The 14,484-nt window shown below is 62.2% G+C and carries 16 protein-coding genes; 15 read left to right on the forward strand and 1 reads right to left on the reverse strand.

Annotated features, from left to right (window positions below; genetic code table 11):
- Positions 1-161 precede the first annotated feature (161 nt).
- The 15 genes from rpsM to JDO7802_RS10660 all read left to right on the forward strand — a co-directional run bounded on the left by rpsM (position 162) and on the right by JDO7802_RS10660 (position 13,138).
- The gene (gene rpsM, locus JDO7802_RS10590) at positions 162-530 is read left to right on the forward strand and encodes a 30S ribosomal protein S13 (RefSeq protein ID WP_055085380.1); all 369 of its coding nucleotides are present in this window, start codon (positions 162-164) and stop codon (positions 528-530) included.
- A gap of 13 nt (positions 531-543) precedes the next feature.
- Entirely contained in the window at positions 544-936 is a 393-nt protein-coding gene (gene rpsK / locus JDO7802_RS10595; RefSeq protein ID WP_055085382.1) for a 30S ribosomal protein S11, read from the forward strand.
- A 118-nt stretch (positions 937-1,054) separates the two neighbouring features.
- Positions 1,055-2,071 carry a DNA-directed RNA polymerase subunit alpha gene (locus tag JDO7802_RS10600; protein ID WP_055085384.1) on the forward strand — a complete coding sequence of 339 codons (1,017 nt, stop codon included), beginning with the start codon at positions 1,055-1,057 and terminating at the stop codon, positions 2,069-2,071.
- A gap of 139 nt (positions 2,072-2,210) precedes the next feature.
- Complete coding sequence (gene rplQ / locus JDO7802_RS10605) at positions 2,211-2,630, forward strand: 50S ribosomal protein L17 (protein ID WP_055085386.1); 420 nt, start codon at positions 2,211-2,213, stop codon at positions 2,628-2,630.
- Positions 2,631-2,961: 331 nt separating this feature from the next.
- Complete coding sequence (locus tag JDO7802_RS10610) at positions 2,962-3,555, forward strand: autoinducer binding domain-containing protein (protein WP_245624171.1); 594 nt, start codon at positions 2,962-2,964, stop codon at positions 3,553-3,555.
- 77 nt (positions 3,556-3,632) lie between these two features.
- Positions 3,633-4,220 carry an acyl-homoserine-lactone synthase gene (locus tag JDO7802_RS10615; protein ID WP_055085390.1) on the forward strand — a complete coding sequence of 196 codons (588 nt, stop codon included), beginning with the start codon at positions 3,633-3,635 and terminating at the stop codon, positions 4,218-4,220.
- Between the two features lie 71 nt (positions 4,221-4,291).
- On the forward strand, positions 4,292-5,617 hold the full coding sequence (locus JDO7802_RS10620; protein WP_055085392.1) for a replication-associated recombination protein A: 1,326 nt from the start codon (positions 4,292-4,294) through the stop codon (positions 5,615-5,617).
- 31 nt (positions 5,618-5,648) lie between these two features.
- Positions 5,649-6,014: a fluoride efflux transporter CrcB gene (crcB, locus tag JDO7802_RS10625; protein ID WP_083481127.1), complete on the forward strand. Its 366-nt coding sequence runs from the start codon at positions 5,649-5,651 to the stop codon at positions 6,012-6,014.
- Positions 6,011-7,054, forward strand: coding sequence for an RluA family pseudouridine synthase (locus JDO7802_RS10630; protein WP_055085394.1), 1,044 nt, complete (start codon positions 6,011-6,013; stop codon positions 7,052-7,054). The genes crcB and JDO7802_RS10630 overlap by 4 nt, the downstream gene beginning before the upstream one ends.
- A complete protein-coding gene (locus JDO7802_RS10635; protein ID WP_187298127.1) occupies positions 7,047-7,709 on the forward strand; it encodes an HAD-IA family hydrolase in 663 nt (220 codons plus the stop codon). Before JDO7802_RS10630 ends, JDO7802_RS10635 begins: the two co-directional genes overlap by 8 nt.
- Positions 7,706-8,416 (forward strand): ATP12 family chaperone protein, encoded by a 711-nt coding sequence (locus JDO7802_RS10640; protein ID WP_055085398.1) that lies wholly within the window; start codon positions 7,706-7,708, stop codon positions 8,414-8,416. The genes JDO7802_RS10635 and JDO7802_RS10640 overlap by 4 nt, the downstream gene beginning before the upstream one ends.
- Before the next feature lie 228 nt (positions 8,417-8,644).
- Positions 8,645-9,664 carry an amino acid ABC transporter substrate-binding protein gene (locus JDO7802_RS10645; protein WP_055085399.1) on the forward strand — a complete coding sequence of 340 codons (1,020 nt, stop codon included), beginning with the start codon at positions 8,645-8,647 and terminating at the stop codon, positions 9,662-9,664.
- Positions 9,665-9,821: 157 nt separating this feature from the next.
- Complete coding sequence (locus JDO7802_RS10650; RefSeq protein ID WP_055085401.1) at positions 9,822-11,051, forward strand: amino acid ABC transporter permease; 1,230 nt, start codon at positions 9,822-9,824, stop codon at positions 11,049-11,051.
- Between the two features lies 1 nt (position 11,052).
- The gene (locus tag JDO7802_RS10655) at positions 11,053-12,348 is read left to right on the forward strand and encodes an amino acid ABC transporter permease (RefSeq protein WP_055085403.1); all 1,296 of its coding nucleotides are present in this window, start codon (positions 11,053-11,055) and stop codon (positions 12,346-12,348) included.
- A 40-nt stretch (positions 12,349-12,388) separates the two neighbouring features.
- A complete protein-coding gene (locus JDO7802_RS10660) occupies positions 12,389-13,138 on the forward strand; it encodes an amino acid ABC transporter ATP-binding protein (protein ID WP_144430685.1) in 750 nt (249 codons plus the stop codon).
- A 96-nt stretch (positions 13,139-13,234) separates the two neighbouring features.
- Here the strand turns inward: JDO7802_RS10660 and JDO7802_RS10665 are convergent, their stop codons facing one another.
- Positions 13,235-14,332, reverse strand: coding sequence for a PAS domain-containing sensor histidine kinase (locus tag JDO7802_RS10665; RefSeq protein WP_245624172.1), 1,098 nt, complete (start codon positions 14,330-14,332; stop codon positions 13,235-13,237).
- Positions 14,333-14,484 lie beyond the last annotated feature (152 nt).

Here is a 14,484-nt window from a genome sequence, read left to right on the forward strand (position 1 = left end):
GGCGTCCATCGCTTGACGCGCCTGTCAAGACCTCCTAGATCGCACGAGTTACCGGGGATCTCTGATTCCCGGTTACCCGTTTTTGGCCCTGCGATGTGCGCCGGGCCGTTGTGAAAAAAGGTTCTGGGATTACGGAGCCGCGACGAAGAAGGAATACCCATTTGGCACGCATTGCAGGCGTCAACATCCCCACGGGGAAGCGCGTTCCCATCGCGCTGACATATATTACGGGCATTGGTCCATCCAAAGCCAAGGAAATCATCGAAGCCACCGGCATCGACGGCACCCGTCGCGTGAACGAGCTTTCGGACGCCGAAGTCCTTTCGATCCGGGAATTCATCGACGCCAACGTGACGGTCGAAGGCGACCTGCGGCGTGAGCGTCAGATGAACGTCAAGCGTCTGATGGACCTGGGCTGCTATCGCGGTCTGCGTCATCGTCGGAACCTGCCCGTTCGCGGTCAGCGCACCCACACCAACGCACGCACGCGCAAGGGCCCCGCAAAGGCCATTGCCGGCAAAAAGAAATAAGGGAGCGTAGACAATGGCACGTGATACCCGTCGCGCCCCGAAGCGCAAGGAACGCAAGAACATCGCCGCTGGCGTTGCGCATGTGAACTCCTCGTTCAACAACACCAAGATCCTGATCTCGGACGTCCAGGGAAATGCGATTTCCTGGTCGTCGGCAGGCACCTGTGGGTTCAAGGGGTCGCGTAAGTCGACGCCGTATGCCGCGCAGATGGCCGCCGAGGATGCCGGCAAGAAGGCGCAGGAACACGGCATGAAGACCCTTGAGGTCGAAGTGCAGGGCCCCGGTGGCGGTCGCGAAAGCGCGCTGCGTGCCTTGGCCGCCGTCGGTTTGCAGATCACCGCGATCCGCGATGTCACGCCGATGGCGCACAACGGTGTTCGCCCGCCGAAGCGCCGCCGCGTCTGACGTCGACCCGAAGTATCGGACAGGGGCCATTTCGGTGGTCCCTGTCCAAGCCGTTTAATCACCTCGAGTGTCCGCGCCACCCGCCCCGGCGCGAGACGAGAATGGAGGGACAGGGCAAATGATCCACAAGAATTGGCAAGAGCTTATCAAGCCGTCGCAGCTTGATGTTCGCCCCGGTAACAACCCGGCCCGTCAGGCCACGGTCGTCGCCGAACCGCTGGAACGTGGCTTCGGCCTGACGATGGGCAATGCCCTGCGTCGCGTTCTGATGTCGTCGCTGCAAGGCGCCGCGATCACCAGCGTCCAGATTGACAACGTCCTGCATGAGTTCAGTTCGGTTTCCGGTGTGCGTGAAGACGTCACCGACATCGTCCTGAACCTCAAGGGCGTCAGCCTGAAGATGGAAGTCGAGGGGCCCAAGCGCGTCTCGATTTCGGCCAAGGGTCCGATGGTCGTCACCGCCGGTGACATCAGCGAGACCAACGGCATCGAGGTTCTCAACCGCGACCACGTGATCTGTCACCTGGACGACGGTGCCGACCTTTACATGGAGCTGACCGTCAACACCGGTAAGGGCTATGTCTCGGCTGACAAAAACAAGCCAGAGGACGCACCTATCGGTTTGATCCCGATCGACGCGATCTACTCGCCGGTCAAGAAGGTGTCGTACGAAGTGCAGCCCACCCGCGAGGGCCAGGTTCTGGACTATGACAAGCTGACGCTGAAGCTGGAGACCGACGGGTCGCTGGCCCCGGACGATGCGGTGGCCTATGCCGCCCGCATTCTGCAGGACCAGTTGCAGATCTTCGTGAACTTCGACGAGCCGGAGGCCGCGCGCGGTGCCGAAGCGGCGGACGACCTGGAGTTCAACCCGCTGCTGCTCAAGAAGGTCGATGAGCTGGAGCTTTCGGTGCGGTCCGCCAACTGCCTGAAGAATGACAATATCGTCTATATCGGCGATCTGATCCAGAAGACCGAAGCCGAGATGTTGCGCACGCCGAACTTCGGCCGCAAATCCTTGAACGAGATCAAGGAAGTGCTGTCGGGCATGGGTCTGCACCTTGGAATGGACATCGTCGATTGGCCGCCGGAGAACATCGAAGATCTGGCCAAGAAGTTCGAAAACGAATTTTGAGCAATACGCCCCGGCCTTCGGGCCGGGGCGGTTCCACAAATGCCCGCATCTGGCGGGGACTACTCGGGCACACGCCCCAAGGTGAGGGATCCGCCACGCATGGATCCCCGGACAAAGTAAAACATAACGGAGAAGAAACATGCGCCACGCCCGTGGATACCGCCGCCTGAATCGCACACACGAACACCGCAAGTCGTTGTTCAAGAACATGGCCGCCTCGCTGATCGAGCACGAGCAGATCAAGACGACCGTGCCCAAAGCCAAAGAACTGCGCCCCATCGTCGAGAAGATGGTGACGCTGGCCCGTCGCGGCGACCTGCACGCCCGTCGCTTGCTGGCATCGCGCCTGCATGATGACGCCGCCGTCCAGAAACTGATCGACGTTCTGGCCCCGCGCTACGCTGACCGCACCGGTGGCTATGTCCGCATCATGAAAGCTGGCTTCCGCTACGGCGATATGGCCCCGATGGCGATCATCGAATTCGTCGAGCGTGACGTCGATGCGAAAGGTGCCGCAGACCGCGCGCGTCTGGAAGCGGAAGACGCCGCCGAAGCGTAAGAACGCTTTCCCGATCGATCAGGACGCCCTGCCCGATCCGGCGGGGCGTCTACCGTTGCGGTCCTAGGGACCCACGGCCCCACGCAGCCCGAGTCCGAAGGTGAGACATCCTGACGCAGGACAGACGGGTCGCGCGCGATATGTTGTATCGCTGTAGTCAGCGTCGCGAGACGTGGTGAGTGTGTTAAAATCGTTTGTATCTGATGAACCTGACGAATTTCGATCAGGTATTCACGATGTGTTAACCTTTATGGCGGCCAACTGATCTGAACGCGGTTGACGCGAATTTTGCCACTCTGTCTAAAAAGATATGTCTGAAAGACGCCGCCTCATGGTCAGGTACCTGCAAAACCTCGAAGCCTTGGCCCCCGGCGGATATTCCGCCGGCGTTCATATACGGTTCGCTTCGCCGCTTTACATGCGCAGCACCTATCCGGTTGCTTGGCAGGAGCTGTATGCCGCCAACAATTACGCGTTGCGCGACCCGCTTGTCTTCTGGGGCATCAGCAAGACGGGCGTCATCCGCTGGAGCGAAATCAACCTGCCCGATCCGTTTGGCGTCATGGCAAAGGCCGCCGATCATGGTCTGACCTACGGGGCCGTTGCATCCTGTGGCAAGATCACCTCGCGGACCATCGTCGGCATGTCGCGGGACGATCGGGAATACAACGACGCGGAGATGCAGGAGCTTTCGGCGATTGCCGATGCGCTGCACGAGGTGACGGAGCCGCCGACAGATCTGACACCCGCGATGGTCGAGGCATTGCGACTGGTCGGGCGCGGGTTCCGCCACACGGCCGCCGCGGCGGAACTTGGAATTTCGGAAAGCGCGTTCAAGGCGCGCCTTTCGGCCACCCGGGAACGCCTGGGTGCAAAGACCACGGCCGAGGCACTAAGAATGGCGAGAGAGTTCAGGCTGATATAACCCCGGCCCTCATCCCACATTGCGAGCATTCCACGGTCCCTGGTGTCAATGACAACCGGCAGAGGAAGAATTCCCTAATGCAAGTGACAACACTCTCGTTTCAGAACATCCACACCCATGGCTCGCTCTTCACGGACCTCTTACGGGCCCGCCATCGGACCTTCATCGAACAGGCCCAGTGGGACCTGCCGCAGGCTGACGGCATGGAGTTCGATCAATACGACACCCCCGCAAGTCGGTGGGTCGCGGTTCACGAATACGGTCGTATCCTGGCCGGCGTCCGGCTGACGCCGACCACCCATCGTTGTGGTATCTACAGCTACATGATCCGCGATGCGCAGAAGGGTTTGCTCGACACGATCCCGACAAACCTCCTGAATGAGGAGGCGCCGGTGGCGGCTCATATCTGGGAATCGAGCCGTGTCTTCGTCTGCGACGACGTGCCGGCCAAGATTCGGATGCGTGTGCAGATGCAGCTGATCGCCGAGATGGTCCGCGCGGGCCGCGAAGTCGGCGCGACATCGGTTTTGGGTCTGATCCCGGCGACGTCGCCCCGTCTGGCCCGTCGTGTGGGTCTCGACTGTGTCGCGGCCGGTCCCGTCCTCGATATCGGCGGTTCGGCCTCGGTCTGCGTGAACATCTCGATGGCGACCAAGATGCACTGACGCGGGCACCCGACCTGCAACATCCGAAGGGGCGACTTTATCAACCGCCCCTTCGGCCCTACATCTGCCCCATGGCAGACCTCTTCGACAGCGGCACACCCGCATCGCCCCAAACAACCGACGCTGCGGCGCGACCCGGACCCTTGGCCGACAGGCTGCGTCCCGCGACGTTGCAGGACGTGATCGGGCAAAGGCATCTTCTGGGTCCCGACGGCGCGTTGACGGTCATGTTGTCCGGCGCGATGCCGAGCCTGATCCTTTGGGGGCCTCCGGGCGTTGGCAAGACGACCATCGCACGCTTGCTGGCCGATCGTACCGGACTGCACTTTGTGCAGATCAGCGCGATTTTCACCGGCGTGGCCGATCTGCGCAAGGTGTTCGAGACGGCACGCAATCGCCGCGCCAATGGCAAGGGAACGCTTCTCTTTGTCGATGAGATTCACCGGTTCAACAAAGCGCAGCAGGACAGCTTCCTGCCGCATATGGAGGATGGAACGATCACCCTTGTGGGGGCGACGACCGAAAATCCGTCATTCGAGTTGAATGCCGCCGTGATGAGCCGGGCGCAGGTTCTGACGCTGCAACGCCTGACGCTTCGCGACATGGAGTTGATGACGCAGCGGGCCGAGAAAGAATTGGGCGCGAAACTGCGCCTTGATGGCGAGGCGCGCGAGGCCTTGCAGGAGATGGCCGATGGCGACGGGCGCGCGCTTTTGAACCTCGTGGAGCAGGTGGCAGCCTGGGGCGCGACCGAAACGATCGACCGCGATACGCTGGCCAAGCGCCTGCAACGTCGAGCGGCTCAATACGACAAGTCGGGCGATGCGCATTACAACCTGATCTCGGCGCTGCACAAATCCGTGCGCGGCAGCGATCCTGACGCCGCGCTCTATTGGTTGGGTCGGATGCTGAAGGGCGGAGAGGATCCCCGCTACCTGATGCGGCGGATCACGCGGATGGCGGTGGAGGACATCGGTCTGGCCGACCCGCAGGCGCAGGCGTTCTGCCTTCAGGCCTGGGAGACCTACGAAAGGCTCGGTTCTCCCGAAGGGGAACAATCCTTGGGCAACGCGGTGGTCTATCTTGCCCTCGCCCCGAAATCGAATGCGGGCTACGTCGCATTCAAGGCGGCGATGAAACAGGCCGGGGAAACCGGGTCCGAACCGCCGCCCAAACATATCCTGAACGCCGCCACGTCCTTCATGAAATCGGAAGGCTATGGCGCGGGCTATGCCTACGACCACGATCAGGCGGATGGATTTTCTGGCCAGAACTACTTCCCCGACGACATGAAACGTCCCGTCTACTATGTGCCGGTCGACCGTGGGTTCGAGCGGGAGTTGGGACGCCGCGTCGACTGGCTGGTAGAGCAGCGGGCAAAGCGCGGCAAAGGTTGACTCGGTCGCCAAGGCGGCAGACAGGACCGCGATGACGTTTCCCCTGATCTCCGTGGCGCTGGGCGGTGCTTTGGGCGCGGTGTTGCGCTTCGTGCTGGCGTCGGCTTTGATGCGCGACGGATTTCCCGTGGCGATCCTGACGGTAAATGTGCTGGGTAGTTTTTCGATGGGTCTGGCGGCGGTTCTGCTGGGCAAGGCCGGTCTTGCCAATGTGCAGCCGTTTTTGTTGACCGGTGTGTTGGGTGGGTTTACGACCTTCTCTGCATTTTCGCTCGAGACGCTGACCCTGATCGAACGGGGCACGGTCGGGCAGGCGGTATTTTATGTATGTCTTTCGGTCGGCCTGTCGCTGGTGGCGGTGGCACTCGGCCTTTTCATTGCAAGGAGCCTGCTATGAGCGGCGTCCAGACCATCACAGTCGCATCCGGTGAGGGCGAGCAGCGGCTCGACCGCTGGCTCAAGCGGCGCTTTCCGCAACTCAACCAAGGCAACGTCGAGAAGGCGTGCCGTAAGGGCGACATCCGCGTCGACGGGGGGCGGGTCAAGGCGAACACGCGCGTGCAGGAAGGGCAGGAGGTGCGCGTTCCGCCGCTGCCCGAAAGCCGTGCGCCGGCCGCCCCTCGACGCGACAAGGTGAGTGCCGCCGACGCAGAGATGATCCGGTCGTGCGTGATCTACCGCGACGAGCATCTGATTGCGCTGAACAAACCGCCGGGCCTCGCGTCGCAGGGCGGATCGGGTCAGACGCGTCACGTCGACGGGTTGGGCGATGCCCTTCGCTTCGACAGCGACGAGCAACCCCGGCTTGTGCACCGTCTGGACAAAGACACGTCTGGCATCATGCTGATGGCGCGCAACCGGTTGACGGCTGTGCAATTGTCCGAGGCGTTTCGCGATCACGACACGCGCAAGATATACTGGGCCGCCGTCGCGGGCACCCCGCATCCGCGCATGGGCACGATCCGCTACGGTCTGGTGAAATCGGGCGGCGGCGGGGACGGGGGCGAGAAGATGCGCGTCGTCCACCCCGATGAGATCGACGAGATCAAGGGGGCCAAGCGCGCCACGTCCGATTACGCGGTGCTCGACACGCTGGGGTCGCGCGGGGCCTGGGTCGCCTTGGTGCCCGTGACCGGACGCACGCATCAGCTGCGCGTCCATATGGCCGAGATGGGTCATCCGATCGTCGGCGACGGCAAATATGGTGGATCGAGCCAGGAAAATGCGGGCGACGGCTGGGGGGCCAGCTTTGGCGGAGAGATCAGCCGCAAGCTGCACCTGCACGCCCGGTCCCTGTCGCTGACCCATCCGATGACGGGCGCGCGGCTGCAGCTGACCGCTCCGTTGCCCGATCACATGCAGCGGACATGGAAGATGCTGGGCTGGGATGGGCTGGACGTGCCGGTCGATCCTTTCGCGGAGGACGACCTTGGCTGATCTGCTCGTCCTGTTCGACGTCGACGGCACGCTGGTGGATGCCGACGCTCAGATCGCCGAGACGTTGCGGGACGCCTGTCTTGCCGCCGGACACGAAGCGCCGGACGCGTCTGCGGTCAAGGCGACGATCGGTTTGTCCCTTCCCGAAATGGTCGCGGCCCTGATGCCGATGGTCGACGCAGATGGGCGCGACAGGATCATCAGTGGATATCGTCTGCGCTTTGCCGACAGTCTGGAGCGGCTGTCCGAACCGCCCATGTTCGACGGGGCCGAATCCACCCTGCGCCGGCTGGGCCGCGACGGCATCGCTTTGGGTCTGGCGACGGGGCGGTCGCGGTTGGGCGTGGATCACCTGCTGAACGCGATGGAATGGCGCGATGTTTTCGCCACCGTCCAATGCGCGCAGGACAATCCGTCGAAACCCGATCCGACCATGCTGCACAGGGCGATGCAGGCGACGGGCCATCCGCCCGAGCGGACGGTATTCGTCGGCGACACGACATTCGATATGGAAATGGGGTCGGCCGCCGGGGTGACGACGCTGGGCGTGGCCTGGGGCTATCACCCCGTCGACGCCCTGCGCGGCGCGGGGGCGGGTTTGATCGTGCCGGACTTCGCCGCAATGATCACGGAAATCGAGAGGATGCCGCGATGAGCGAGTGGAAGGCCAAGCGGTTCTGGAAGGGTGCGTCGGTCGAGGCGCTGGACCAGGGGTTTACCGTGACGCTTGACGGTCGGCCGGTGCGCACGCCGCTCAAGACGCTGATCGCGATGCCGTCCCGCGCCTTGGCCGATGGCGTCGCGGCGGAGTGGGACGCACAACCGGAGGTGATCGACCCGATGTCGATGCCCCTGACGCGCGCGGTGAACGCGACGCTCGATAAGGTGGTGCCCCAGCGGGCGGACGTCGCGGCGAACCTGGCCGAATACGGCGGCACCGACCTTCTGTGTTACCGGGCAACGGATCCCGAAACGCTGATCGCGCGGCAGGCGGCGGCCTGGGATCCGATGCTTGACTGGGCCGCCACTGCCCTTGGTGCGCCCCTCAAGGTGACGCAAGGTATCATGCATGTGCCGCAGCCGACGGCCTCCATCGTCGCGTTGCGCACGCGGGTCGACGCGATGACGGCCTGGCAACTGACCGCCCTGTCGGAATTCGTGACGCTCTCGGGCAGTCTGATCCTGGCGCTGGCGGCGATGGAGGGGCGCGATCCTGATGATCTTTGGCCGCTGAGCCGGATCGACGAGGACTGGCAGGCCGAGCAATGGGGCGAAGACGAGGAAGAGGCCGCCCGCATCGCCGTCAAACGTGGTGCTTTCGCACAGGCAGGCCGTTTTCTGGAACTTCTGAGCGCTGATTGAGACATGCAACGCACGCCGGACAAGCATAACCCCCGAGTCAACTGTTTAAACCTTGAGCAGATGCACGGTTTGGCAGCATGCTCCCTTGACCTTCGGCGGTGGTTCTAGTCTCTTTTGGCGCAGTGAGGGGGGTATGTTCCTCACGTTAAAACGAGCCGCACCGATCAACGGGGCGGTACCGCCGGGTCGAACCTGATCCGCGCGGTTACATCAGGAAGAGGTAACTCAATGAAGAATTCCGTACTTCTCGGCACGCTGGCCTTCGCCGGTCTGGCCGCCGCAGGCGCTTCCGCCGCGACGCTGGACGACGTCAAGGCCCGCGGCACGCTGAACTGCGGCGTCACCACCGGCGTTCCCGGCTTTGCCGAACCCGACGCCAATGGTGTGTGGCAAGGTTTCGACGTGGCTGTCTGCCGCGCCGTCGCCGCCGCCGTCCTGGGTGATGCAGATGCCGTCACCTTCGTGCCCACCACTGGCAAGACGCGCTTCACGGCGCTGGCCTCGGGCGAAATCGACATGCTGGCCCGGAACACGACCTGGACCTTCTCGCGCGATACGGACCTCAAGTTCGATTTCGTCGGCGTGAACTACTACGACGGTCAGGGCTTCATGGTCCCCGCCGATCTGGGCGTGTCGTCCGCGACCGAACTGGATGGTGCGACCGTCTGCATTCAGACCGGCACCACGACCGAGCTGAACCTGGCCGATTACTTCCGCGTCAATGGCATGTCCTACGAGCCCGTGCCGATCGAAACCGGTGCCGAAGCCGTTCAGCAGTACCTGGCCGGTGCCTGTGACGTCTACACGACCGACCGTTCGGCCCTGGCCGCACAACGTGCCGGTTTCGAGAATCCCGATGACAGCATCTTGCTGCCCGAGGTGGTCTCCAAGGAGCCGCTGGGCCCGCTGGTCCGTCATGGCGATTCCGAGTGGGCGGACATCGTTCGCTGGACGCTCAACGCGCTGATCTCGGCAGAAGAGCTGGGTGTCACGCAGGCCAACGTCGAAGAGATGGGGTCCGCCGCCGGCGACAACCCCGAGGTCAATCGTCTGCTGGGCACCGAAGGTGAACTGGGCGCGATGATCGGTCTCGACGCCTCCTGGGCCAAAAACGCCATCGCGGCGGTCGGCAACTACGGCGAAGTCTTCGATACCAACATCGGCGAAGGCACGGCCATCGGTCTGGCCCGTGGTCTGAACGCACAGTACACGGACGGCGGCCTGATCTACTCGCCTCCGTTCCGCTAAGATAAGACGGGCAGGGCGCGGAGCAATCCGCGCCCTTCTTGCATTACGACCAAACGATAATCCCTTGGACGTAGGGCGGGGCGCCGAATGACCCCGCGAATGGCAGAGGCCGGAATGGCCCGCATTCAGGAGCCCGGGGGAAAACGGGGAAAACAAAATGACCACGATGACCGACCCGCCAAAGGCGGAAGGCTTTCGCATCGGGCAGCTGATCAACGACAAGCGATATCGGAGCTACACGTTCCAGTTCATCGCGCTCGTCCTGCTGATCCTGTCGTTTGGATGGCTGATCAACAACGCCATGAACAATCCGATCCTGCAACGCGTCGGCATCGATTTCGGTTTCCTGTCCGATCCGGCCGGATACGACATCAACCAGCAGCCTATCGAATACACCAGCCAATCCAGCCATTTGCGGGCCGCGATCATCGGAGCGATCAATACGCTGATCGTCGCGTTCCTGGCTTGTGTAACCGCTACCATCTTCGGCGTCATCGCCGGTGTCCTACGTCTGTCCAACAACTGGATCATATCCAAGCTGATGGCCGTCTACGTCGAGATGTTCCGCAACATCCCGGTGCTGATCTGGATCATCATCATCTTCACCGTCGCCGCCAACACCTTCCCGCCGATCGCCGAATTCCGCATCCCGCGTGACGGCAGTGACGCGGAACGGGGCCTCCTGTTTGGCATGTTCGCGGCCACGAACCAGGGCGTGTTCATTCCGCGCCTCGTCTTCGAATCGGCCGGCTGGCTCGTCATCGGGACATTCCTCGCCTCAATCGTCGGGGTCTTCGGACTGCGCCGCTATGCGCGCCACAAACTCTATTCCGAAGGCAGGATCGTTCCGGTCCTGTGGCCGTCGATTGCCCTGCTGATCGTGCCGACCGTGCTGATGCAATTGCTGCTCGGCAGTCCAGTCGGGGTCGAGAACCCCGAGATGGGTCGCTTCCGGTTCGAGGGCGGGTTCCTGATGCGCCCCTCGCTGATCGCGCTGTGGTTCGCCCTGTCTATCTATACGGGGGCTTTCATCGCCGAAAACGTCCGCGCCGGCATTCTGGCCGTGTCGAAGGGCCAGACCGAGGCCGCGGCCGCGTTGGGCCTGCGCCCCGGCCGCGTCATGTCGCTGGTGGTTCTGCCGCAAGCGTTGCGGGTCATCATCCCTCCGTTGATTTCCCAGTATCTCAACATCACCAAGAACACGTCGCTGGCGATTGCCGTTGGTTACATGGATCTGACAGGCACATTGGGGGGCATCACCCTCAACCAAACGGGGCGCGCACTGGAATGCGTGCTGCTGCTGATGGCCTTTTACCTGACCTTCAGTCTGGCCATTTCGGCGATCATGAACGTCTACAACAATTCCGTCGCATTGAAGGAGCGCTGACATGAGCGATGCACACGCCCATTCCATCGCCTTCGTGCGCGAAACGGAACTTCCTCCGGCACCGCCGCCGACGGCGGAAACGGGGGCCGTAAAGTGGGTTCGGGAAAACCTGTTCTCCAGCATCTTCAACACGATCATGACGATCCTCGGGCTGCTGATCGTGCTCTACCTTCTGTCCGGGCTGATCCCTTGGATCGTGAACGGCACTTGGGAGGGGGCGTCGATCCGCGACTGCCGCGAGACGCTGCAAGGCAGCGGCGGCGGATGCTTCGCCGTTCTGGCCGAACGCTGGCCGCAGCTTCTGTTCGGATTTCAGTATCCCGACTATCTGCGCTGGCGCCCGTCACTTGCGTTCGCGCTGCTTTTCCTGGCCGTCCCGCCGGTGCTGTTCTTCAAGCTGCCGCGCTGGATGCTGGTGATTACCGCACTCTATCCCTTCGTGGCCTACTGGCTGATCTGGGGCGGCACGGCGATCACGCCGATCTTCGCGCTGATTGGTGTGATTGCCGGATATTTCGCATTCACGCGGGTGGAGCGTCAGGGCTTCGTGCTCGGACTTCTCGCCGGCGTCATCGTGGCGGCGATCATGTGGTGGATCGGGGGCTACATCGCTGCGGAAGAGCCGGGTTGGCTGCGGATCGAGGCAGTCCCCTCGCGGGAAATGGGGGGCTTTATGCTCAACATGATCCTGGGCATCGTCTGTGTGTCGCTGTCGATCCCGATTGGAATCGTCCTGGCGCTGGGCCGGCAATCGCGTCTGCCGGTCGTCAAAGGCTTTTGCGTCGTCTTCATCGAATTCGTGCGCGGCGTGCCCCTCATTACATTGCTGTTCGTGGCGAATGTCGTGCTTGCCTACTTCTTGCCGCCGGGGACGAACTTCGACCTGATCGTGCGGGTTATCATCATGATCACCATGTTCTCCTCGGCCTATATCGCGGAGGTGATCCGCGGCGGCCTCGCCGCCCTGCCCAAAGGTCAGTACGAAGCGGGCGACAGCCTGGGCCTCGACTATGCGCAATCCATGCGCCTGATCGTCCTGCCGCAGGCGCTCAAGATTTCCATTCCGGGCATCGTCAACGTCGCGGTCGGCCTCTTCAAGGATACAACGCTGGTGTCGGTCATCTCGATGTTCGACCTCGTTGGGATGATCCGCGGCCCGATCCTGTCGTCGACCGCCTGGACGGGCGTCTATTGGGAATTGTGGGCCGCGGCCTGCGTTCTGTTCTTCGTCGTGTGCTACGGTATTTCGCAATATTCGCAGTGGCTCGAACGCCAACTGCGAACCGATCATCGCTAAGGAGGCCGACATGGCTGCATTGGACACCAACCCGCCGGGCATGATCGTCTCCGACGAGGTGGCGATCGACATAAACAACATGAACAAGTGGTACGGGTCGTTCCACGTGCTGCGCGACATCGACCTGACCGTCCAGCGGGGGGAGCGGATCGTGATTTGCGGGCCTTCGGGGTCGGGTAAGTCGACGTTGATCCGCTGCATCAACGCATTGGAGGAGCATCAGCAGGGCAGCATCGTGGTCGATGGCACGCCGCTGTCTTCGGACCTCAAGGATATCGACAAGATCCGGTCAGAGGTCGGCATGTGCTTTCAGCACTTCAACCTGTTCCCGCATCTGACGATCATGGAGAATTGCACTTTGGCCCCGATATGGGTGCGCAAGATCCCCAAGAAGGAGGCCGAGGAAACGGCGATGCACTTCCTGGAGAAGGTCAAGATCCCCGAACAGGCCGACAAATACCCCGGTCAGCTTTCGGGCGGTCAGCAGCAGCGCGTCGCGATCGCGCGATCACTTTGCATGCGTCCGCGCATAATGCTGTTCGACGAACCGACATCCGCGCTGGACCCCGAGATGATTAAGGAAGTTCTCGATACGATGATCCAGCTGGCCGAGGAGGGCATGACGATGCTCTGCGTGACACACGAGATGGGCTTCGCCCGTCAGGTCGCGAACCGCGTGATCTTCATGGATGCCGGACAGATCGTGGAGCAGAATGCGCCGGAGCCGTTCTTCACCAACCCGCAGAACGAGCGGACGAAGCTGTTCCTGAGCCAGATCCTGGGTCATTGATCGTGCCATGACACGAGAATGAGTCAAGGCTGATCCCAGTCGGATCTTGATCTGACGTCGAGCCCGCCCCGGTTGAAAAGCCGGGGCGTTTCGCGTTCAGGCGACGCGCCGCAGCGCATCGCGGGCCAAGTCCCGCATCAGACGCGTGCCGCGGGGCAGGCGCAGGGTGAAGGTCGTCTCACGCGCGTCCGAATGGACTTCGATGTCACCACCGTGCTGGTCGGCGATCTGCTTGGAGATGAAGAGACCGAGTCCAAGACCGTTCTGGCTGCTTCCGGGTTCGACCCGTTTGAATGGCTCGAAAAGGAGGGCCTTGACCGACGCCGGGATTTGCCCGCCGCGATTGGTGATCGACACGAACAATTCGGTTGCGGTGTCGCGGGCCTCCATCCGCACCGTGCCGTCGGGTTCGCCGTGGAACACGGCGTTGCCCAACAGATTCGAGACGAGTTGCGCGATGCGGTCGGGGTCGCAGGTGACCGGATCGCTAAAATCGTAGTGTTCTTCGAATGTCACGTCGGAATGGGCGTATTTCATCTCCTCCACCGTCAACTCCAGAATGGGACGCAGGGCGACGTCCTTTTCCGGATCAATGCCGATGTCTCCACCCATCCGAGCGCGCGCGAAGTCGAGGACGTCGTCGATCAGCCGGGACATGCGGCGCAGTGATAGATTTGCCGTATGCAGCGCGGTGATGCCGTTGTCCGTCAGCGTCTCCCTGTCCATAAGATACTCGACCGCGCAGGCCGCCCCGGCAAGCGGATTGCGCAGGTCGTGGCCCAGGATTGCGATGAACTGCTCGCGCAGGTTTGCCTCCGCCTCGCGCAGGGCCAAGGCGCTTTGGGCTTCCTTGGCGGCGGTCACATCGCGGGCGTTGCACACGAACAGGTCGCCCTCTGGCACGGCATTCCACGACAGCCAGCGATAGCTGCCGTTCTTGTGACGATAACGATTTTCGAACTGCAAAATGGGTTTGCCCATTTGGATGTCGACGAAGGCCTTTGCCGTATTCGCCAGGTCTTCGGGATGCAGAAATTCGAAGAACAGCGTGTTTTCGATCTCCTCGGGGCGATATCCCAATGTCTGGAACCAGGCCGGGTTGGTTTCCTTGAACATGCCGTTGGCGTCGGTCACACCCAGAAGATCAGGTGTCACGCGCCAGGTCAGGCTCTCCTTATCCATTTTGTCGAACATGGTCGTCTCGATTCTGCAGGGGAAAAGGCTTGCAGGACTACTTCCCACGTCTGCAGCCACATTGACGCCATATGACTTAAGATGATGCTAACGATCAGATATTTGATGACGCACGGGGCGCAAAATTCGCAAAAGCTCGAGTCAACTTGTCG

This window comes from Jannaschia donghaensis, assembly GCF_001403795.1.
GTDB classification, from domain to species: domain Bacteria; phylum Pseudomonadota; class Alphaproteobacteria; order Rhodobacterales; family Rhodobacteraceae; genus Jannaschia; species Jannaschia donghaensis.